Raw genomic sequence first — 20,081 nt, 5'->3', positions numbered from 1 at the left:
CACGAAAACGCCGGTGGCCTTCGCCCAACTGGGCGTGGCCACCGGCGTGGTGAACAGGCGTCAGCCGACGAGGTTGTCGGCCATCTCCTCGGTGATGCTGGACTCCGTGCCCGGGATGCCGAGGTCCTGGGCGCGCTTGTCTGCCATCGCGAGCAGCCGGCGGATACGGCCGGCGACGGCGTCCTTGGTCAGCGGCGGGTCGGCGAGCGCGCCGAGTTCCTCCAACGAGGCCTGCTTGTGCTCCATGCGCAGCCGGCCGGCGGCCGCGAGGTGCTCGGGGACCTCCTCGCCGAGGATCTCCAGGGCGCGCTGGACGCGGGCACCGGCGGCGACGGCCGCGCGCGCGGAGCGGCGGAGGTTCGCGTCGTCGAAGTTGGCGAGACGGTTCGCCGTGGCGCGGACCTCGCGGCGCATCCGCCGCTCCTCCCAGGCCAGCACCGACTCATGGGCGCCGAGGCGGGTGAGCAGGGCGCCGATCGCGTCGCCGTCGCGGACGACGACCCGGTCCACGCCGCGCACCTCGCGGGCCTTCGCCGCGATCGACAGCCGGCGGGCCGCGCCGACGAGCGCGAGCGCGGCCTCGGGCCCCGGGCAGGTCACCTCCAGGGAGGAGGAGCGGCCGGGCTCGGTGAGCGAGCCATGTGCCAGGAAGGCACCGCGCCAGGCGGCCTCGGCGTCACAGGTGGCGCCGGAGACGACCTGCGGGGGCAGACCGCGGATCGGGCGGCCACGCCCGTCGACCAGGCCGGTCTGCCGGGCCAGCTGGTCACCGCCGGCGACCACGCGCACGACGTACCGCGAGCCCCGGCGCAGTCCGCCGGGCGCCATCACGATCAGTTCGGAGCTGTGGCCGAAGATCTCCAGGATGTCCCGCTTGAGCCGGCGGGCCGCCATCGCGGTGTCCAGCTCCGCCTCGATCACGATGCGCCCGCTGACCAGATGGAGGCCGCCGGCGAACCGCAGAATGGCGGAGACCTCCGCCTTCCTGCAGCAGGTCCGGGTGACGGGGAGCCGGGAGACCTCGTCCTTCACCGCTGCCGTCATCGCCATGGGCCGATCCTTCCATGCATCCGAAAAATACGGTCGTACGCGGCGGCCAGCAGCTCCGGGTCGTGCCGTGGAGATCCGTCCCTCCGGGCGACCGGAGCCAGCTCGACCGCGGCCCCGAGCCGCTTGGCGGCCTCGGTCAGCACCTCGCGGTCGGGCACGGCAGCCTCGTCGGCCAGCACCACGTCCAGGGCGAGTTTAGGGGCGTGTCGTCCCAAAACCTCCAAATGACGCTGCGGGGAGAAGCCTTCGGTTTCTCCGGGCTGCGGAGCGAGGTTCAGCGAGAGCACCCGGCGGGCCTTGGTCTCGGTGAGCGCGTCCAGCAGCTGGGGCACGAGCAGATGCGGGATGACCGAGGAGAACCAGGAGCCGGGGCCCAGCACCACCCAGTCCGCGTCCAGGACGGCCGCCACGGCCTCGGGGACCGCGGGCGGGTCGTGCGGCACCAGGTGCACGGACTGCACCTCGCCCGGGGTGAGGGCGACGGTGGCCTGTCCGCGCACGGTGTCGACGTCCTCGGGCCGCTCCGGGTCGTGCCCCTTGACCAGGGCCTGCAGCTCCAGGGGCACGGCGGACATGGGCAGCACGCGCCCGTGCGCGCCGAGCAGCTTGCCGACCAGGTCCAGGGCCTGGACATGGTCGCCGAGCTGCTCCCACAGGGCGACGATCAGCAGATTGCCGACCGCGTGGTCGTGCAGGTCGCCCTGGGAGGTGAAGCGGTGCTGGATCACCCGCGACCAGGTCTGCCCCCAGTCGTCGTCGCCGCACAGCGCGGCCAGCGCCTTGCGCAGATCGCCGGGCGGCAGCACGCCCAGTTCGTCGCGCAGACGCCCGCTGGAGCCGCCGTCGTCGGCGACGGTGACGACGGCGGTGAGGTCACCGGTGATCCGCCGCAGCGCGGCGAGCGAGGCGGACAGGCCCATGCCGCCGCCGAGGGCGACAACCTTGGGCTGGGTGCCCCGGCGGCGCGGCCTCGCGCCACGGGCCTCGACGGGCCGGCCGATCCGTCCTTCCGGAACCACCCGTCCGACCCTGATCAGCCGCGGAGTACGTCCTGTCATTCGCGTCCCATGTCCCGGTGTACGACCACCGTCTCCACACCCTGCGCGGCGAGCCGTGCGGCGAGCTTCTCCGAGGTGGCCACCGAGCGGTGCTTGCCGCCGGTGCAGCCGACCGCGATGGTCACATAGCGCTTGCCCTCACGACGGTAGCCTGCGGCAATCAGCTGGAGCAGCTCGGTGTACCGGTCGAGGAACTCCTTGGCGCCGGGCTGGTTGAAGACGTACGCCGACACCTCTTCGTTCAGACCGGTGTACGGCCGCAGCTCCGGGACCCAGTGAGGGTTCGGCAGGAACCGCATGTCGACGACCAGGTCGGCGTCGACGGGCAGGCCGTACTTGAAGCCGAAGGACATCACGGTGGCCCTCAGCTCGGGCTCCTCCTCGCCCGCGAACCGGGCGTCCATCTTGGCGCGCAGCTCGTGCACGTTCAGGCTGGAGGTGTCGATCACCAGGTCGGCGTCGCCGCGCAGCTCGCGCAGCAGCTCGCGCTCGGCGGCGATGCCGTCGACGATCCGGCCGTCGCCCTGGAGCGGGTGCGGACGGCGCACCGATTCGAAGCGGCGCACCAGGGCCTCGTCGGAGGACTCCAGGAAGACGATCCGCCGGGTGACGCCCCGGGTGTCGAGGTCGGCGAGCGACTCGCGGAGGTTGTCGAAGAAGCGGCGGCCGCGGACGTCGACGACGACCGCGATCCGGGCGACATTGCCCTGGGAGCGGGCGCCGAGCTCCACCATGGTGGGGATCAGCGCGGGCGGCAGGTTGTCGACGACGAACCAGCCGAGGTCCTCCAGACACTTCGCGGCGGTCGAGCGGCCGGCTCCGGACATACCGGAGATGATCACCAGCTCGGGGATGGCGATCTCGGGGACCGCGGCGTTGTCGCCGGCCGTACTCACCTGTGCTCCGTCTTCCTCGGGTGACTTCCGCTGAGTGTGATCATCGCCCATGTCCTGGTGGGCCTGATCTCGCTCGGCTGTGGGCTGCTTTTCCTGCTCGGTCATGTCTCCTGCCCCCGTCGTTCGTCCGGGGTGCCCGCGGTCACGGGCTCCCCGGGGGCACCCTCGGGCGCCCCGTCTTCCCTGTCTTCCATGATCTCTCCAGTCGCCGTGTTCACGGCGGGCGCGGCCGGGGCCGCCTGGGCGAAGGCCGCGGCAATGGTCTCGGCCGTTTTACGGCCTATGCCCGGGACCTCACAGATCTGGTCGATTGTCGCCGATCGGAGCTTCTTCACCGAACCGAAGTGCTTGATCAGCGCCTGCTTGCGGGTCTCGCCGAGGCCCGGTACGTCGTCCAGCGGGCTGGACCGGAAGCGCTTGGCGCGCTTGGTGCGCTGGTAGGTGATCGCGAACCGGTGGGCCTCGTCACGGACCCGCTGGAGCAGATACAGGCCCTCGCTGGTGCGGGGCAGGACCACCGGGTCGTCCTCACCGGGCAGCCAGACCTCCTCCAGGCGCTTGGCGAGGCCGCACACGGCGATGTCGTCGATGCCGAGCTCGTCCAGGGCCCTCTTCGCGGCGGCGACCTGGGGCTGCCCGCCGTCGACGACGACGAGCTGGGGCGGGTAGGCGAACTTCTTGGGGCGGCCGTCGTCGTCCTTGAGGCCGTTCTCGGAGAGGTCCTGGGAGTCCTCGTCGACCCACTCGCCGGTCTTCTCCTTCTCGGCGATGTACCGCTTGAAGCGGCGGGAGATCACCTCGTGCATGGACCGCACGTCGTCCTGGCCGGCGAAGCCCCTGATCTGGAAGCGGCGGTACTCGCCCTTGCGCTGGAGGCCGTCCTCGAAGACGACCATGGAGGCCACGACGTCGTCGCCCTGGAGATGGGAGATGTCGTAGCACTCGATCCGGAGCGGGGCGCTGTCCAGGTCGAGGGCGTCGGCGATCTCCTCCAGGGCACGCGAGCGTGTGGTCAGATCGGAGGCGCGCTTGGTCTTGTGCAGGGCGAGGGCCTGCAGGGCATTGCGCTGGACGGTCTCCATCAGCGCCTTCTTGTCGCCGCGCTGCGGGATGCGCAGGGAGACGTTCGACCCGCGGCGCGTGGTGAGCCACTCCTGGACGGGCTCCACCGGGTCGGGCAGGGCCGGGACGAGGACCTCCTTGGGTACGGAGTCCCCGGTCTCCTCGCCGTACAGCTGCTGGAGGGCGTGCTCGACGAGGGCGCCGGTGGTGATCTCCTCGACCTTGTCGGTGACCCAGCCGCGCTGGCCGCGCACGCGTCCGCCGCGGACGTGGAAGATCTGCACGGCCGCCTCCAGCTCGTCCTCGGCGACGGCGATCAGGTCGGCGTCGGTCGCGTCGGCGAGCACGACGGCGTTCTTCTCCATGGCCTTCTTCAGGGCCTCGATGTCGTCGCGCAGCCGGGCGGCCCGCTCGTACTCCATCTCGTCGGCCGCCTGCATCATCTGCTTCTCCAGACGGCGCAGGTACGTGCCCGTGCGGCCGGCCATGAAGTCGCAGAACTCCTCGGCGAGTTCGCGGTGCTCCTCGGGCGAGACCCGGCCGACGCAGGGCGCTGAGCACTTGCCGATGTAGCCGAGCAGACAGGGGCGGTCAGTACGGGCGGCGTTCTTGAAGACTCCGGCCGAGCAGGTGCGCACGGGGAAGACGCGCAGCAGGAGGTCGACGGTGTCGCGGATGGCCCAGGCGTGCCCGTACGGCCCGAAGTAGCGCACGCCCTTCTTCTTGTGACCGCGCATCACCTGTACGCGCGGGAACTGCTCGTTCATGGTCACCGCGAGGTACGGGTAGCTCTTGTCGTCGCGGTACTTGACGTTGAACCGAGGGTCGTACTCCTTGATCCAGGAGTACTCCAGCTGGAGCGCCTCCACCTCCGTGGACACCACGGTCCACTCCACGGACGCCGCTGTGGTGACCATGGTGCGGGTGCGGGGGTGCAGGCCCGCGAGGTCCTGGAAGTAGTTCGCCAGGCGCTGGCGCAGGCTCTTCGCCTTTCCGACGTAGATCACCCGGCGGTGCTCGTCGCGGAACCTGTAGACCCCGGGGGAGTCCGGGATCTGTCCCGGCCTGGGGCGGTAGCTGGAGGGGTCGGCCATGTTTCACACCCTACTGGCGAGGGGTGACAGCGCGGCGAGGCTGTGGACAACGCCGGCGGGCTACCGCGGCTCCAGGAACGTGAGCACGGCGAGCACCCGCCGGTGGTCGTCCGCGTCCTCGGGCAGACGGAGCTTGGCGAGGATGCTGCGGAGGTGTTTCTCGACGGTGCCCTCGGTCACCCACGGGCGGCGGCCGATGCCCGCGTTCGAGCGGACCACGGCCGGGCACCTCGCGCTCCCGGGCGCTGAGCGGCGCCAGCGGGTCGTCGCGGCGCCGGGCGGAGAACAGCTCCCGCACCAAGAAGGGGTCGACGACCGAGCCGCCCCGCCCGATCCGGTCGAGCGCCTCGATGAGCTCGTCGACGAGCGTGACCCGGCTCTTGAGGAGGTAGCACGCCTGTCGGCCGAAACCGGGTGCCTGCGGTGCTGCTGTCTCGACCCACGCGCGGGAGGCTTCCAGGAGCTGATCGCGGCACTGTCCGCGCGGGCCACCAGGGAGGCGCTCGGCGACCGTGGTCCGTCCGCACCGGTCTGATGGCACGCATCCAGGACCGGCCACGTCTGCGCGACGGTTGGGCATCAGGTGTTGTCGGGGCTTGGTCAACACGCTTCAATTCGGGGAACTCGGTCCCGGCCCCTGCCGCCCGCGCGAACGGTCCGACCAGCCGTCGTGAACGCTGCACAGAAAGGCCCCCGCATGCCGCACGCCTCTCAGCACGCGGCCGTCGCCGCCGTCGCCACCGCGGAGCCTGACGTGGACAGGGCCGCGGCGCCGAACGCGGAACTGGACGCGGTGCTCAGCCGCGGCCCCTTCCACGTCGCCCTGCGTGCCGCCATCGCCGCGCGCGGGCTGCCGCTCCAGCGTGTGCAGCACCATCTGTCGCGCTACGGGGTCAAGGTCGGCGTCACCAGCCTGAGTTACTGGCAGCAGGGCGCCCGCAGACCACAGCGCCCCGAGTCGCTGCGCGCGGTACGGGCCCGGGAGGAGATCCTCCAGCTGCCGGAGGAATCGCTGATCCGGCTGCTCGCCGAGGGCGAGGAACCGGCGGCGGGGCGGCCGGCGGCCCGCTCCTACCGCTCCCTCGTCGAGGCCGACGGCGTCCTGGAGCGGCTGCTGGCCGAACTGGACGCCCCGGTGGACGGCGGGCTGCACACCCTCGGGCTGCACGAGCGGGTGCGGATCGGCGTGCGCCGGGAACTGACGGGCCGCGAGTCGCATCACATCGTGCGCGCCCACAGGGACGGCGTCGACCGCTTCGTGGCGGTGTACCACGGCGACCCCGGCTGCACGCCCGACCTCATGCGCGTGCAGGCCCTGGAGAACTGCCGTACGGGCCGCGTCCGGCACGACCACGACACCGGCGTCCTCGTGGCCGAGCTGCTGTTCGACACCCGCCTGCGCTCCGGCGACACCTTCCTCTTCCGGTATGGCGTCGAGGACGGCACAGCCGGTGTGTCCCGCGAGTACGCGCGCGGGTTCGGCCTCGCGGGCGGCCAGTACGCGCTCCAGGTCCGCTTCGACGAGCTCCATCTGCCGGTGCGCTGCCACCGGTTCGTCCAGCACTCCGCGGCGGCCCCGCGCAGCGGCCGTCAGGAACTCCCGCTCAGCGGGCGGCACCACTCCGTCCATCTCGTCGAGCCGCGGCTGCGGACGGGGATCGTGGGCATCGGGTGGGACTGGGGGTGAGCGGCCTCGGCCGAGTCGCCGCCCGGCAGCAGCTCAGGCGGTGGCGGCCGGTCCCGCCACGATCCGGCCGTCCTTGGCCTGCACCGGCAGTTCCTTCAGAGGCACGGTGGCCGGTTCGTGCAGCACCTCGCCGCTCGTGGCGTCGAACTCGCTGCCGTGGCAGGGGCAGACGAGCTTCGTCCCCTCCAGCTTGTTGATGGGGCACAACGCGTGCGTGCAGATCGTGCTGTACGCCTTCAGGGTGCCGTTCGCGTCCCGGCTGACGACCACGTTGTGATCCCGGTACAGCTTCACGCTCCCCTTGGTGACCTCGCTCTCCGCGCCGAGGTCGACCGGCGCGCTCGGCTCGGCGTCCGTCGTCTCCCCGCCCGGTGAGCAGGCGGCGAGGCCGAGCCCGGCGACGGGGGTGAGGGCCGCTCCGCGCAGGACGGTACGACGGGTCGGGGACGGGCGGCCGGACATGCGGGTCTCCACTGGTCAGAGGGCAGGCAGGGCGACGATACCTGCCGGGGCGGGCGGGACCGGAGCCGGGGCGGGAGACGTCAACGCTTGCGTAAACGTTGACGTAAACGTTGACGTAAACGATTGCGCAAGCGTTTACGCGGGCCTCCGGATGGGATACCTTCCCGGCCAGAAGAAGAACGGACGCGGTCTGAAGCCGGGAGGAACACGATGCCGACCATGGCCGATGTGGCCCGTGACGCGGGCGTCTCCGTGGCGACCGTCTCGCATGTGCTCAACGACACCCGCCCGGTCCTCCCCCACACCCGTCAGGCGGTCCTGGACGCCATCGACAGGCTCGGCTACACACCGAACTCCCTGGCCCGCTCCCTGGTGACCGCCCGCACCCGGTCCATCGGCCTCGCGGTGTCGGCGATCAGCAACCCCTACTTCACGGAGATCCTCCAGGGCGTCGAGGCCGGCGCCCTGGAGCACGGCTACAGCCTGCTCATCGCCGATCCGCACGACGACCCCGAGCACGAGCGCAAGGTCGTCCAGCTGCTGCTCGAGCGGCGCGTGGACGGCATGATCGTCGCGCCCTCCGCGGACCCGCGCGCGCTCCTGGCCTACCTGCGCCGCCACCACGTACCGACGGTGTTCCTCGACCGGCTGGTGGACGACGAGGCCGCGCCGCACTTCGACCAGGTGTGCGCCGCGAGCGCCGAGCCGACGACCCGTCTGGTCACCCACCTCACGGAGCTCGGCCACCGGCGGATCGGCCTGGTCGCGGGGCGCCACGGGCTCAGCACCACCAGCGAACGGATCACCGGCTACCGGCACGGGCTCGCGCACGCCGGCCTCGCCCACGACGAACGTCTCATCGTGCACGGCGACTCCGAGTCCGCGGGCGCCGAGCGCGCCACCGCGGCCCTGCTGTCCCTCGCCGCACCGCCCACGGCTCTGGTCACCGCCAACAACGCGATGACCATCGGTGCCCTGCGCGCCCTGCGCGAACGCGGCCTGTCCGTGCCCGACGACATCGCCCTGTGCTGCTTCGACGACTTCGCCTGGGCCGACCTGTTCGCACCCCGGCTCACCGCGATCGCCCAGCCCAGCAGGGAGATCGGCGCCCAGGCCGTACGCGTCCTCCTGGACCGGCTCGCCGAACCGGACCGGCCCGCCCGCACGGTGCGGCTCGACTGCTCCTTCGTCCACCGCACCTCGTGCGGCTGCCCCGACCAGCTCCCGAACGCAAGCAAAGGAACCGCCTCGTGATCGTCGTCGCCGGTGAGGCCCTGATCGACCTCGTGCCGCAGGGCACGGGCGCCCTCGCGAGCCTGCGGCCGGCCCTCGGCGGCGGCCCCTTCAACACGGCCGTGGCCCTCGGCCGCCTGGGCTCCCCCACGGCCTTCTGCTCCCGTACGTCCTCCGACGCCTTCGGCGAGGCCCTGCTGGACGGGCTGCGGACGGCCGGGGTGGACGTGTCGGGCGTGCAGCGCGGGACCGAGCCGACGACGCTCGCGGTCGCCACTGTCGACGCGGGTGGCTCGGCCGCCTACTCCTTCTACGTCGACGGCACCGCCGACCGGCTGTTCACCACGCCCGACGCCCTGCCCCACGGCACCCGCGCGGCGTCCTTCGGGACCTGCTCGCTCGTCCTGGAGCCGGGCGCGACCGCCTACGAGAAGCTGATGCGGGCGGCGGCCGCGCAGGGCGTGTTCACCGCCCTCGACCCGAACATCCGCCCGGGACTGATCCCCGACCCGGACGCCTACCGGGCCCGGTTCCGCGGCTGGCTGCCGTCGGTGTCGCTGCTCAAGCTGTCCGCGGAGGACGCGGAGTGGCTCGGCGGCACCCCGCGCGCGTGGCTGGCCGAGGGCCCCGCGGCCGTGGTGGTCACCCACGGCGGTGACGGGCTCACCGTGTTCACCCGGGACGGCGCGGAGCACTCCGTGCCGGGCGAGAAGGTCGACGTCGTGGACACGATCGGAGCCGGGGACACCGTGAACGCGGCCCTGCTGCACGGTCTCTCCGTCCGGGGCGCGCTGTCCCCGCAGGCGGTGGCGCGGCTCGGCGGGAACGACTGGACGGCGCTGCTGCGCTTCGCGGCCCGCGCGGCGGCGATCACCTGCTCGCGCGCGGGCGCGGAACCGCCGTACGCCTCGGAACTGGCCGACGTACTCGAAGGCAGGTGAGACGCGGCGCGCCCCCGCGGGAGGTCTCCGCGGGGGCGCGCCGCTCTCCGGCCGACGGGCTCAGGCCCTGCGGGCCCGGGTCGTCTTCTTCGCCGGTGCCGCCTTCTTGGTGGCTCCCGCGGCCTTCTTGGTGGCCGTGTTGTTGACGGCCTTCGTGGTCCTGGCAGTGGCCGTCTTCTTCGCCGTCGACTTGGCCGCGACCGTCTTCTTGGCCGCCGCCCTGCGCGGGGCCTGCACCGAGGACGCGTCGCTGATCCGGTCGCCGAGGATCTCCCGCAGGAACTTGCCGGTGTGGCTGGCCGGGACCGCTGCGACCTCCTCGGGCGTGCCCTCGGCGACGACCAGACCGCCGCCGGCGCCACCCTCGGGGCCCATGTCGACGACCCAGTCGGCGGTCTTGATCACATCGAGGTTGTGCTCGATGACGATGACCGTGTTGCCCTTGTCGACCAGGCCGGACAGGACCTTCAGCAGCTTGCTGATGTCCTCGAAGTGCAGACCGGTGGTCGGCTCGTCGAGGACGTAGACCGTGCGTCCGGTGGAGCGCTTCTGGAGCTCGCTGGCGAGCTTCACGCGCTGGGCCTCGCCGCCGGACAGGGTGGTCGCGGACTGGCCGAGGCGGACATAGCCGAGACCGACGTCGTTCAGCGTCTTGAGGTGGCGGTTGATCGCCGGGACGGCCTCGAAGAAGTCCATGGCTTCCTCGATCGGCATGTTCAGGACCTCGGAGATGGACTTGCCCTTGTAGTGGACCTCCAGGGTCTCCCGGTTGTACCGGGCGCCGTGGCAGACCTCGCACGGGACGTAGACGTCCGGGAGGAAGTTCATCTCGATCTTGATGGTGCCGTCGCCCGCGCAGTTCTCGCAGCGGCCGCCCTTGACGTTGAAGGAGAAGCGGCCCGGCATGTAGCCGCGGACCTTCGCCTCGGTCGTCTCGGCGAACAGCTTGCGGATGTGGTCGAAGACTCCGGTGTACGTCGCCGGGTTGGACCGCGGGGTGCGGCCGATGGGCGACTGGTCGACGTGCACGACCTTGTCGACGAGGTCGTCGCCGTCCACGCGTGTGTGCCGCCCCGGGACGTTCCGGGCGCCGTTGAGCTCGCGGGCCAGGTGTGTGTACAGGATGTCGTTGACCAGCGTCGACTTGCCGGAACCGGACACACCGGTGACCGCGGTGAAGACGCCCAGCGGGAACGAGACGTCGATGTCCTGGAGGTTGTTCTCCCGGGCGCCGTGCACCGTGAGCCTGCGGGTCGGGTCCTGCGGGCGCCGGATGGCGGGCAGCGGGATGGACTTCTTGCCCGCGAGGTACTGCCCGGTCTGCGACTCGGCGTTGGTGAGCAGCTCCTTCAGGGAGCCGCTGTGCACGACCTTGCCGCCGTGCTCACCGGCGCCGGGGCCGATGTCGACGACCCAGTCGGCGACCTTGATGGTGTCCTCGTCGTGCTCGACGACGATGAGCGTGTTGCCCATGTCGCGCAGCCGGACCAGGGTTTCGATCAGCCGGTGGTTGTCGCGCTGGTGCAGACCGATGGACGGCTCGTCGAGGACGTACAGCACGCCGACGAGGCCGGAGCCGATCTGGGTGGCCAGGCGGATGCGCTGGGCCTCGCCGCCGGAGAGGGTGCCGGCCGCGCGGTTGAGCGAGAGGTAGTCCAGGCCGACGTCGACCAGGAACCGCAGCCGTTCGTTGACCTCCTTCAGCACGCGCTCGGCGATCTTCTTGTCGCGGGCGTTGAGCTTGAGCTCGCCCAGGAAGTCCGCGCAGTCGCTGATGGACATCGCGGCGACCTCGGCGATCGACTTCTCCATGATGGTGACCGCGAGGACGATCGGCTTCAGGCGTGTGCCCTCACAGGTGGGGCAGGGCACCTCGCGCATATAGCCCTCGAAGCGCTCCCGGCTGGCGTCGGACTCGGCCTCGCTGTGCCGGCGCTTGACGAAGGGGACGGCGCCTTCGAACGGCGTCGTGTACACGCGCTCGCGGCCGTACCGGTTGCGGTAGCGGACCTCGATCTGCGTCTTGTGCCCGTACAGCAGGGCCTTCCTGGCGCGCTGCGGGAGCCCCGCGAAGGGGATGTCGGTCCGGAATCCCAGCGCGTCCGCGAGGGCGCCGATCAGCCGGCCGAAGTAGTCCTTGGTGTGGCCGTGCGACCAGGGGTGGATGGCGCCCTCGTCGAGGCTCTTGTCCTCGTCCGGGACGATCAGCTCGGGGTCGACCTCCATGCGCGTGCCGATACCGGTGCACTCGGGGCAGGCGCCGAAGGGCGAGTTGAAGGAGAAGGAGCGGGGCTCCAGCTCCTCGAAGGACAGGTCGTCGTACGTGCAGTACAGGTGCTCGGAGTACATGCGCTCGCGCTCGGGATCGTCCGCGGGGAGGTCGACGAAGTCGAGCACGACCATGCCGCCGGACAGGCCGAGGGCGGTCTCCACGGAGTCGGTGAGCCGGCGCTTGGCGGAGTCCTTCACCGTGAGGCGGTCGACCACCACCTCGATGGTGTGCTTTTCCTGCTTCTTCAGCGTGGGCGGGTTGGAGAGCTGGATGGTCTCGCCGTCGACCCGCGCGCGGGAGTAGCCCTTGGTCTGGAGGTCGGCGAAGAGGTCGACGAACTCTCCCTTGCGCTCGCGGACCAGCGGCGACAGTACCTGGAAGCGGCTGCCCTCCGGCAGCTCCAGGACCTTGTCGACGATGGCCTGCGGCGACTGGCGCGAGATCGGGCGGCCGCACTCGGGACAGTGCGGCTTGCCGATGCGCGCGAAGAGCAGGCGCAGATAGTCGTAGACCTCGGTGATGGTGCCGACCGTCGAGCGCGGGTTGCGCGAGGTCGACTTCTGGTCGATGGAGACCGCGGGCGAGAGGCCCTCGATGAAGTCGACGTCCGGCTTGTCCATCTGGCCGAGGAACTGGCGGGCGTACGAGGACAGCGACTCCACGTAGCGCCGCTGGCCCTCCGCGAAGATGGTGTCGAAGGCCAGCGAGGACTTGCCCGACCCCGACAGGCCCGTGAAGACGATGAGCGAGTCGCGCGGCAGGTCGAGCGAGACATTCTTGAGGTTGTGCTCGCGCGCGCCACGGACGATGAGACGGTCGGCCACGCCGGTCCGCACCTTTCTTGAGAGAAGTGACAGGGGCGGGGCCCCCGTCTTTCTCAGACTAGGGGGAGCCACTGACAACGCCGGTCGGATTCCCGGATGCGTAACAATCCCCAGCTCTCCAGCATGCCCGACGCCACTTCCGACCATATAGCACGCGCATTCGATTTTCGGCACTGCTTCACGACCTTCACCCAAAGGTGTGGCGGGACTAAGGTCAGCAGCATGATTGATCACGCTCATGACCTGGCGTCTGTACGTGACGCGACCGAACGACTGCTCACCGCTGCCGCCAAGCTGGACAACGCCGCGATCGCCGAGCCGTCACGGCTCCCCGGCTGGACCCGCGGCCATGTCCTCGCCCATCTCGCGCGCAACGCGGACGCTCTGGTGAACGTGCTCGAAGGGCGGCCCATGTACGCCTCCGCCGAGGCACGGGACGCCGACATCGAGCGGGACGCGCCGCGCGCCCTCGACGTCCAGCTCGCGGACGTGCGCGAGAGCGCGGCCCGGTTCGCGCGGGCCGGGGAGGTGCCCGCGGACTGGTCGCGGACCGTGGAGCTGCGCAACGGGGTCACCGACTCCGCGGCCCGGGTGCCGTTCCGGCGGTGGGTCGAGGTGGAGCTGCACCACGTGGACCTCGGGATCGGGTACGAGCTGGAGGATCTTCCGGAGGAGTTCACCCAGCGGGAGATCAACTTCCTTGCGGAGCGGTTCCGGGGCAACCCCGCGGTGGCCGCCGTGATGATCGTGGAGGACGACGGGAGGAACATCCCCACCGGCCGTCGGGAGGGAGACCCGGTCACCGTCAGCGGCCGCCAGGCCGATCTGCTCGGCTGGCTCTGCGGCCGCCGCGACGGATCGGCGCTGACCGCTGCCGGCGGACCCCTGCCGACGCTTCCCCCACTATAGGCTGCCGCCATGACGTACAGCGGAGAGGTGACGGTCGGGGGCCCGGCGGACGTGCACGAGCTCAAGGACCTGATGATCACCAAGATCGCGGTCGGTCCGATGGACAACAACTGCTATCTGCTGCGCTGCCGGGCCACGGACGAGCAACTGCTGATCGACGCGGCGAACGACGCGGAGACGCTGATCGGCATGATCGGTGACGACGGCATCGCGTCCGTCGTCACCACCCACCGGCACGGCGACCACTGGCAGGCGCTCGCGCAGGTCGTCGCGGCCACGGGCGCGCGCACGTACGCGGGGCGCGAGGACGCCGAGGGCATCCCCGTGCCGACCGACGTCCTGGTCGACGACGGGGACGTCATCCGCGTGGGGCGCGTGGAACTGACGGCGCGCCACCTGGTCGGGCACACGCCGGGCTCGATCGCCCTCGTCTACGACGACCCGCACGGGCATCCCCATGTGTTCACCGGGGACTGTCTGTTCCCGGGCGGCGTGGGCAACACCCGCAAGGACCCGAAGGCCTTCGCCAGCCTGATCCACGACGTCGAGACGAAGATCTTCGCCGTGCTGCCGGACGAGACCTGGGTCTACCCGGGCCACGGCAATGACACGTCGCTGGGCGCGGAGCGGCCGCACCTGCCGGAGTGGCGGGCTCGGGGATGGTGAACGGTGGGGTGCACGCCGGGCGCGCACCCCAACTCGTACGCCCAGCGCGGGCGCTCCGGCGCGCAACCCTGTCCGCGCGCCCCGTGTGAACCCTTCACACGCACCCGCGCCCTGCGCGCGCTCCCCGCGCATGCTGTTGCGTAGTCAACTGGAAGCAACCCGCACAGGATGACGGCTCCTGCGCGGTACGGGCCGCCGGTCTCATTCCCCGCCCTCGACCGGCGGCCCCGGTGCGCTCCCGGACCGCGCACCGGTAAGGGGCGCGCATCCATGGGCGGCGGGTATTACGCCTCGGCCTGCGCCGCGCCCACCATGGCCGCTACGCGCTCGACGCCGAAGACATAGCCCTGCACGCCGCAGCCGGCGATGACCCCGTCGGCGCGGGCCGAGACGTAGGAGTGGTGGCGGAAGGACTCGCGCTGGTGGATGTTGGAGATGTGGACCTCCACCACCGGCATGCCGTCGCAGGTGTTGAGTGCGTCCAGGATCGCGACGGACGTGTGCGAGTAGGCGGCCGGGTTGATCACGATCCCACAGTGGTTGAGCCGGGCCTCGTGGATCCAGTCGACCAGCTCGCCCTCGTGGTTGGACTGACGGAAGTCCACCGTCCCGCCGTGCGCGGCCGCCGCCTTGGCGCACATCGCCTCGACGTCGGCGAGGGTGTCGGAGCCGTAGATCTCGGGCTGACGCTGGCCGAGCAGGTTCAGGTTGGGGCCGTTGAGGATCATGATCGGGGCGTTGGCCAGGGTGCGGGGCACGGTTCCTCCGGTCCGTTCGAATGGGAGCGGTCCGTCGAGGACCGCTGCTCAGACCCGGTTTATCACGGTGCACGGACGACGCCACGGCCCGTACCCTGCCCGGCATGACGACGATCTCGTACCCGCCCAAGCCCTCCCCCGGCGACCGCATAGCCGTCATCTCCCCCGGCAGCGGCCTGCCCGGACTCTTCCCGCGCCCCTTCGAACTGGGTCTGGAGCGGCTGCGCAAGGAGTACGACCTCGAACCGGTGGAGTACCCGGCGACCCGCAAGATGGGCTCGACGCCCCAGGAGCGCGCCGACGACATCCACGCCGCCTTCGCCGATCCGGACATCAAGGCGGTGATCGCGTCCATCGGCGGCGACGACCAGATCACCGTACTTCCCTTCCTGGACCGGGAGTTGATCCGGGCGAACCCGAAGCCGTTCTTCGGGATGAGCGACAACACGAATCTGCTGGCGTTCCTGCGCAATACCGGAATCGTCGCCTACCACGGCGCGACGGTGATGACCGAGCTGGGCCGCCCGGTCACCATGAACCGGCTGACGGCGGACTCGCTGCGCGCGGCGCTGTTCACCTCGGGCGAGTACGAGTTGAGCCCCGCCGACCGCTGGAACGGCATCGACCGTGACTGGGCCGACCCGGCCACCTTCGACGCGGAGCCCGAGACGAAGCCGGGCGCCGGCTGGGCCTGGGTGAACGCCGACCGCGTGGTGGAGGGCCGCAGTTGGGGCGGCTGTCTGGAGATCCTCGGCTGGCTGCTGATGGCCGACCGTGAGATCCCGCGCGATCTGACGGAGTTCGACGGCGGCGTCCTGCTCCTGGAGACCTCGGAGGAACTGCCGAGCGGCACCGAGGTCTTCCGCACCCTGCGCAACATGGGCGAGCGCGGACTGCTCCAGCGCTTCTCCGCCCTGCTGATGGGCCGCCCGAAGACCTGGTCCTTCGAACACCCCAACAGCCCCGAGGAAGCGGCGCGTTACGCCGAGGAACAGCGCGAGGCCGTCCTGCGCGCCATGCGGGTGTACGCCCCCGACACCACGATCGTCTTCGATGTGGACTTCGGCCACACCGATCCACAGCTTGTGATCCCCTACGGCGGTCTCGTACGGGTCGACGGCCCGGCCCGGCGCATCACCGTCACGTACTGAGGCGCGGCGGGCGCTTCCCCGCGGCCCCGTAACCCGCGGTCACCGTGGGTAGTTGACGCGGCATGCACGACGTACGCACCGTAAGGAAGCCCTCCATGCTGCGGCTCGCGGCCGCCTCGCTCGCCGGGACGGCCATCGAGTTCTACGACTTCTTCGTCTACGGGACCGCCGCGGCGCTGGTCCTGGGGCCGCTGTTCTTCCCCACGTTCTCGCCTGTGGCGGGGACACTGGCCGCGTTCGGGACGTTCGGGGTGGGGTTCGTCGCGCGGCCGCTCGGCTCCGTGCTGTTCGGGCACATCGGGGACCGGCACGGGCGGCGGCCGGTCCTGGTGGCCTCCCTGCTGCTGACCGGCGCCTCCACGGTCGCGGTCGGCTGTGTACCGACGTACGACACGATCGGGGTGGCCGCTCCCGTCCTGCTGCTCGTGCTGCGCTTTCTGCAGGGGCTCGGGCTCGGCGGGGAGTGGGGCGGGGCCGTCCTGCTGACCGCGGAGCACGCGCCCGCCGACCGGCGGGGACTGTGGTCGAGCTTTCCGCAGGTGGGCCCGGCGGTCGGGTTTCTCCTCGCGAACGGCGTGACGCTGGCGCTCGCGGCGACCCTGTCCGAGGCACAGTTCGCCGCGTGGGGCTGGAGAGTGCCGTTCTGGGCGGCGGGGGCGCTGGCCGTGGCGGGGTTGTGGCTCAGGTCGTCGCTCGCCGAGAGCCCGCAGTTCCTGGAGATCGACGACCACGCGCGCGTGCCGCTCGCCGAGGTCGTGCGCGACCATTGGCGGCTCGTGCTGCTGACAGCCGGCGCGCTGGCGGTCGGGTACGCGATCTTCTACGCGGTGACGACCTGGTCCCTCGCCTATGCGACGGAACGGCTCGGGGTGAGCCGTACGGTCATGCTGGTCTGCATCATGGGCGCGGTGCTGGTGAAGGGGTCGCTCACCCCGGTGGCGGCGCTGCTCGGGGACCGGTACGGGCGGCGGCCGATGTGTCTGGCCGGATGCGCGGCGGCCGCGGTGTGGATGTTCCCGATGGTCGCGCTGCTCGCCACCGGTGCGCCGCTGCTGATGTTCCTGGGCTTCCTGGGCGCGATGCTCTCGTTCATCACGATGTTCGCCGTCGTCGCGGCGTATCTGCCGGAGCTGTACGAGCCGCGGGTGCGCTGTACGGGCGCCGCCGTCGGCTACAACCTCGGCGGAGTCCTGGGCGGCGCGCTCACGCCCCTCGCGGCGACCGCGCTGGCCGAGCAGGGCGGCCGGGTGCCGTGGGGTGTGGGGGCGTATCTCACGGGGATCGCGCTGCTCAGTCTCGGCTGCTTCGCGCTGCTGCCGGAGACGCGTCCGGCGCGGGCGGTGGCGACGCCGACGCCGGTCATGGATTGATCGCGAGTTCCAGGTAGGCCCCGAACAGCACGAGGTGCACCCCGCCCTGAAGGGGTGTGGCCCGGCCCGGCACCACGGTCAGCGAGCTCACCACGACCGTCAGGGCGAGCAGCACCATGTGGGTGGCGCCGAGGCCCAGGACGAGCGGCCCGGAGAGCCAGATCGTCGCCAGGGCGACCGCGGGGATGGTCAGGCCGATGCTGGCCATCGCCGAGCCGAGCGCGAGGTTGAGGCTGGTCTGCACACGGTCGCGGCGGGCGGAGCGCAGCGCGGCGATCGTCTCGGGCAGCAGCACCAGCAGGGCGATGATCACGCCGACGACGGCCTGCGGCAGTCCCGCCGACTCCACACCGGACTCGATGGTGGGCGACACCGCCTTGGCGAGGCCGACCACACCGATGAGCGCCAGAGCCAGCAGGGCCAGGCTGATCCAGGCGGTCCGGGCAGTCGGGGCGCCGGCGTGGTCATCGGCGGTGATCACGTCGCCCTGCCGGGTGATGGGCAGGAAGTACTCGCGGTGGCGCACGGTCTGCGTCGCGACGAACAGGCCATACAGGACGAGCGAGGAGATCGCGGCGAAGGTCAGCTGGACGGTGGAGAACTCCGGGCCCGGCTTGCTGGTGGTGAAGGTCGGCAGGACCAGGCTGAGGGTGGCCAGCGTGGCGACGGTCGCCAGGGCCGCGCCGGTGCCCTCGGGGTTGAAGACCGCGGTGCCGTGGCGCAGGGAGGCGACCAGGAGGCACAGGCCGACGATGCCGTTGCAGGTGATCATCACGGCGGCGAAGACGGTGTCCCGGGCGAGGGTCGCGCTCTTGTCGCCGCCGTCCACCATCAGGGTGACGATCAGGGCGACCTCGATGATCGTGACCGCGACGGCGAGGACGAGGGAGCCGAAGGGTTCACCCACCCGGTGGGCGATGACCTCGGCGTGGTGGACGGCGGCCAGGACGGCTCCGGCGAGAACGAGGGTCACCAGGGCGACGACCGCGCCCGGCAGGTCCCGGCCCCAGGTCAGAGCCAGCAGGGCCACCGCGAGCACCGGCACGGCGGCTGTCCACTGGAGGGCGAGCGACCTGAGCCGAGCGATCATGCAGCGATCGTCGCAAAGGGGGACGGGCCCCGCATGTCGATGGTGCGGGGCCCGTTCGCCTCGGCCGGACTACTTGAGATCGCGTGCGTCCAGCAGATCGCAGTTGATGAAGCGGGGTTCACGGGTGCACAGCGCACCGAGTTGCTCGGCCATCTTGGTGGTCTCAGGGCGCTCGCTGTTGCGCATGGCCTCCTCGTACGACTCGAACTCGATCAGCGAGAGGTAACGCCCGGGCGTGTCACGGTCCTTCAGGAGGATGCGGTGGGTGGGGCCGCCCTCCTGGTCGGCCAGGCGCTGCCGTGCGTCCTCCAGCAGCTGTTCCATTTCGTCGAGCCGCTCGGTCTCGAAGTCGATGATCTGCACGAACTTCACGGATACCTCCGCCGGCCACTGCGCCCCCGGGCCGGGGAACGCGCTCAGAACAAAGCAAGCACCGGGAGAGGCGCACGGCAATCGCCGCGCATCTCTCCCGGTGATGGTTGTTTCTACGCCCGAAGCCGTCAGGCCTCGATGCTGTCCTTCGGAGCGCCTTCGCTCCCCTTCTGCGCCGCCTCGGCCGCGGCCTGCTTCTTGGAAGCGCGGAGGCTGGTGATCGTGGTGACGATCAGGACGGAGCAGATCACGCCCAGCGAGACCGGAATGCTGATCTCCGGGACATCCACACCGGACTCGTGCAGCGCTTGCAGCACCAGCTTGACTCCGATGAAGCCGAGGATGATCGACAGGCCGTAGCTGAGGTGGACCAGCTTCTTCAGCAGACCGCCGATCAGGAAGTACAGCTGCCGCAGCCCCATCAGCGCGAACGCGTTGGCGGTGAAGACGATGTACGGGTCCTGGGTCAGACCGAAGATCGCGGGGATGGAGTCCAGGGCGAAGAGCACGTCCGTGGAGCCGATGGCGAGCATCACGACGAGCATCGGGGTCATGACCCGCTTGCCGTTCTGCTGGATCCACAGCTTGGTGCCGTGGTAGCGGTCGGCGACACCGAAGCGGCGCTCGGCGGCCTTGAGGAGCTTGTTCTCCTCGAACTCCTCGTCCTCCTTGTCGGCCCGGGCCTCCTGGATGAGCTTCCAGGCCGTCCAGATCAGGAACGCGCCGAAGATGTAGAACACCCAGGCGAAGTTGGCGATGACAGCGGCGCCCGCGGCGATGAAGATCGCGCGCAGCACCAGGGCTATGAGCACCCCGACGAGGAGCACGCGCTGCTGGTACTGCGAGGGCACGGCGAACTTCGCCATGATCAGGACGAAGACGAAGAGGTTGTCGACGCTCAGCGACTTCTCGGTGATGAAGCCGGCGAAGAACTCGCCAGCGGGCTGTCCGCCGCCGAAGACCAGCAGTCCGAGGCCGAAGAGACCGGCCAGGGCGATCCAGACGACGGTCCAGATCCCGGCTTCCTTGATGGACACGTCGTGCGGCTTGCGGCCGATGAAGAAGTCGACCGCGATGAGGGCGGCGAGGCCCACGATCGTCAGGACCCACAGGGTCAGGGAAACATCCACTGCGCCTCCGGCAGTACGTAACGGCAAATGTCAGCGTCGTCGCTGCCGGAGGTCTC

17 protein-coding genes and 1 pseudogene are annotated in these 20,081 nt (G+C 70.8%); 7 read left to right on the top strand and 11 right to left on the bottom strand.

All coding sequences use genetic code 11. The features are described from left to right. Positions 1–60 precede the first annotated feature (60 nt). The 5 genes and pseudogenes from whiA to RMT89_RS01185 all read right to left on the bottom strand — a co-directional run. Positions 61–1,050, bottom strand: a complete 990-nt coding sequence (gene whiA, locus RMT89_RS01205; protein WP_315881993.1) for a DNA-binding protein WhiA — start codon at positions 1,048–1,050, stop codon at positions 61–63. Further along, complete coding sequence (yvcK, locus tag RMT89_RS01200) at positions 1,041–2,108, bottom strand: uridine diphosphate-N-acetylglucosamine-binding protein YvcK (RefSeq protein WP_315881992.1); 1,068 nt, start codon at positions 2,106–2,108, stop codon at positions 1,041–1,043. Before yvcK ends, whiA begins: the two co-directional genes overlap by 10 nt. Then, the gene (gene rapZ, locus RMT89_RS01195; RefSeq protein WP_315881991.1) at positions 2,105–3,109 is read right to left on the bottom strand and encodes an RNase adapter RapZ; all 1,005 of its coding nucleotides are present in this window, start codon (positions 3,107–3,109) and stop codon (positions 2,105–2,107) included. Before rapZ ends, yvcK begins: the two co-directional genes overlap by 4 nt. After that, the gene (uvrC, locus tag RMT89_RS01190; RefSeq protein ID WP_315881990.1) at positions 3,106–5,160 is read right to left on the bottom strand and encodes an excinuclease ABC subunit UvrC; all 2,055 of its coding nucleotides are present in this window, start codon (positions 5,158–5,160) and stop codon (positions 3,106–3,108) included. Before uvrC ends, rapZ begins: the two co-directional genes overlap by 4 nt. 60 nt (positions 5,161–5,220) lie before the next feature. Continuing rightward, positions 5,221–5,566 (bottom strand): annotated as a pseudogene (locus RMT89_RS01185) (DNA-binding response regulator); the annotation flags it as partial. Positions 5,567–5,857: 291 nt separating this feature from the next. On the opposite strand from RMT89_RS01185, the gene RMT89_RS01180 reads away from it, so the two are divergent. Further along, complete coding sequence (locus RMT89_RS01180) at positions 5,858–6,847, top strand: hypothetical protein (RefSeq protein WP_315881989.1); 990 nt, start codon at positions 5,858–5,860, stop codon at positions 6,845–6,847. A 33-nt stretch (positions 6,848–6,880) separates the two neighbouring features. Here RMT89_RS01180 and RMT89_RS01175 read toward each other — a convergent pair whose 3' ends face one another. Then, positions 6,881–7,309, bottom strand: coding sequence for a Rieske (2Fe-2S) protein (locus RMT89_RS01175; protein ID WP_315881988.1), 429 nt, complete (start codon positions 7,307–7,309; stop codon positions 6,881–6,883). 210 nt (positions 7,310–7,519) lie between these two features. On the opposite strand from RMT89_RS01175, the gene RMT89_RS01170 reads away from it, so the two are divergent. Together RMT89_RS01170 and RMT89_RS01165 are read left to right on the top strand one after the other, a co-directional pair. Further along, complete coding sequence (locus RMT89_RS01170; protein WP_315881987.1) at positions 7,520–8,563, top strand: LacI family DNA-binding transcriptional regulator; 1,044 nt, start codon at positions 7,520–7,522, stop codon at positions 8,561–8,563. Continuing rightward, positions 8,560–9,483 carry a carbohydrate kinase gene (locus RMT89_RS01165; protein ID WP_315881986.1) on the top strand — a complete coding sequence of 308 codons (924 nt, stop codon included), beginning with the start codon at positions 8,560–8,562 and terminating at the stop codon, positions 9,481–9,483. The genes RMT89_RS01170 and RMT89_RS01165 overlap by 4 nt, the downstream gene beginning before the upstream one ends. Before the next feature lie 60 nt (positions 9,484–9,543). Here the strand turns inward: RMT89_RS01165 and uvrA are convergent, their stop codons facing one another. Further along, positions 9,544–12,579 (bottom strand): excinuclease ABC subunit UvrA, encoded by a 3,036-nt coding sequence (gene uvrA / locus RMT89_RS01160; RefSeq protein WP_315881985.1) that lies wholly within the window; start codon positions 12,577–12,579, stop codon positions 9,544–9,546. A gap of 222 nt (positions 12,580–12,801) precedes the next feature. On the opposite strand from uvrA, the gene RMT89_RS01155 reads away from it, so the two are divergent. Further along, on the top strand, positions 12,802–13,488 hold the full coding sequence (locus RMT89_RS01155) for a maleylpyruvate isomerase family mycothiol-dependent enzyme (RefSeq protein ID WP_315881984.1): 687 nt from the start codon (positions 12,802–12,804) through the stop codon (positions 13,486–13,488). 9 nt (positions 13,489–13,497) lie between these two features. Beyond that, entirely contained in the window at positions 13,498–14,154 is a 657-nt protein-coding gene (locus tag RMT89_RS01150; RefSeq protein WP_315881983.1) for an MBL fold metallo-hydrolase, read from the top strand. 284 nt (positions 14,155–14,438) lie between these two features. Here the strand turns inward: RMT89_RS01150 and aroQ are convergent, their stop codons facing one another. Continuing rightward, positions 14,439–14,912 carry a type II 3-dehydroquinate dehydratase gene (gene aroQ / locus RMT89_RS01145; RefSeq protein ID WP_315881982.1) on the bottom strand — a complete coding sequence of 158 codons (474 nt, stop codon included), beginning with the start codon at positions 14,910–14,912 and terminating at the stop codon, positions 14,439–14,441. Positions 14,913–15,016: 104 nt separating this feature from the next. On the opposite strand from aroQ, the gene RMT89_RS01140 reads away from it, so the two are divergent. Both RMT89_RS01140 and RMT89_RS01135 read left to right on the top strand, forming a co-directional pair. Beyond that, positions 15,017–16,063 carry an LD-carboxypeptidase gene (locus RMT89_RS01140; RefSeq protein WP_315881981.1) on the top strand — a complete coding sequence of 349 codons (1,047 nt, stop codon included), beginning with the start codon at positions 15,017–15,019 and terminating at the stop codon, positions 16,061–16,063. Positions 16,064–16,158: 95 nt separating this feature from the next. Beyond that, the gene (locus tag RMT89_RS01135) at positions 16,159–17,433 is read left to right on the top strand and encodes an MFS transporter (RefSeq protein ID WP_315881980.1); all 1,275 of its coding nucleotides are present in this window, start codon (positions 16,159–16,161) and stop codon (positions 17,431–17,433) included. Here RMT89_RS01135 and RMT89_RS01130 read toward each other — a convergent pair. The 3 genes from RMT89_RS01130 to RMT89_RS01120 all read right to left on the bottom strand — a co-directional run bounded on the left by RMT89_RS01130 (position 17,423) and on the right by RMT89_RS01120 (position 20,025). Beyond that, positions 17,423–18,523, bottom strand: coding sequence for an ionic transporter y4hA (locus RMT89_RS01130; RefSeq protein ID WP_315881979.1), 1,101 nt, complete (start codon positions 18,521–18,523; stop codon positions 17,423–17,425). The two genes, RMT89_RS01135 and RMT89_RS01130, sit on opposite strands and share 11 nt — an antisense overlap. Before the next feature lie 69 nt (positions 18,524–18,592). Continuing rightward, positions 18,593–18,895, bottom strand: coding sequence for a hypothetical protein (locus RMT89_RS01125; RefSeq protein WP_315881978.1), 303 nt, complete (start codon positions 18,893–18,895; stop codon positions 18,593–18,595). 128 nt (positions 18,896–19,023) lie between these two features. Next, positions 19,024–20,025, bottom strand: a complete 1,002-nt coding sequence (locus RMT89_RS01120) for a TerC family protein (RefSeq protein WP_315881977.1) — start codon at positions 20,023–20,025, stop codon at positions 19,024–19,026. Between the last annotated feature and the right edge of the window lie 56 nt (positions 20,026–20,081).

This window comes from Streptomyces sp. P17 (assembly GCF_032436805.1).
In the GTDB taxonomy this organism is placed as follows: domain Bacteria; phylum Actinomycetota; class Actinomycetes; order Streptomycetales; family Streptomycetaceae; genus Streptomyces.
Note: the sequence above shows the minus strand (reverse complement) of the source record. Positions and strands in the feature narration are given on the sequence as shown.

Excerpts from the sequence above, each read along its gene's own strand:
- RMT89_RS01155 (WP_315881984.1), top strand. The coding sequence starts at position 12,802 with ATGATTGATCACGCTCATGACCTGGCGTCTGTACGTGACGCGACCGAA.
- RMT89_RS01135 (WP_315881980.1), top strand. The coding sequence starts at position 16,159 with ATGCTGCGGCTCGCGGCCGCCTCGCTCGCCGGGACGGCCATCGAGTTC.
- rapZ (WP_315881991.1), bottom strand. The coding sequence starts at position 3,109 with ATGACCGAGCAGGAAAAGCAGCCCACAGCCGAGCGAGATCAGGCCCAC.
- RMT89_RS01170 (WP_315881987.1), top strand. The coding sequence starts at position 7,520 with ATGCCGACCATGGCCGATGTGGCCCGTGACGCGGGCGTCTCCGTGGCG.
- yvcK (WP_315881992.1), bottom strand. The coding sequence starts at position 2,108 with ATGACAGGACGTACTCCGCGGCTGATCAGGGTCGGACGGGTGGTTCCG.
- whiA (WP_315881993.1), bottom strand. The coding sequence starts at position 1,050 with ATGGCGATGACGGCAGCGGTGAAGGACGAGGTCTCCCGGCTCCCCGTC.
- RMT89_RS01130 (WP_315881979.1), bottom strand. The coding sequence starts at position 18,523 with ATGATCGCTCGGCTCAGGTCGCTCGCCCTCCAGTGGACAGCCGCCGTG.
- RMT89_RS01180 (WP_315881989.1), top strand. The coding sequence starts at position 5,858 with ATGCCGCACGCCTCTCAGCACGCGGCCGTCGCCGCCGTCGCCACCGCG.
- uvrC (WP_315881990.1), bottom strand. The coding sequence starts at position 5,160 with ATGGCCGACCCCTCCAGCTACCGCCCCAGGCCGGGACAGATCCCGGAC.
- RMT89_RS01150 (WP_315881983.1), top strand. The coding sequence starts at position 13,498 with ATGACGTACAGCGGAGAGGTGACGGTCGGGGGCCCGGCGGACGTGCAC.
- RMT89_RS01175 (WP_315881988.1), bottom strand. The coding sequence starts at position 7,309 with ATGTCCGGCCGCCCGTCCCCGACCCGTCGTACCGTCCTGCGCGGAGCG.
- RMT89_RS01140 (WP_315881981.1), top strand. The coding sequence starts at position 15,017 with ATGACGACGATCTCGTACCCGCCCAAGCCCTCCCCCGGCGACCGCATA.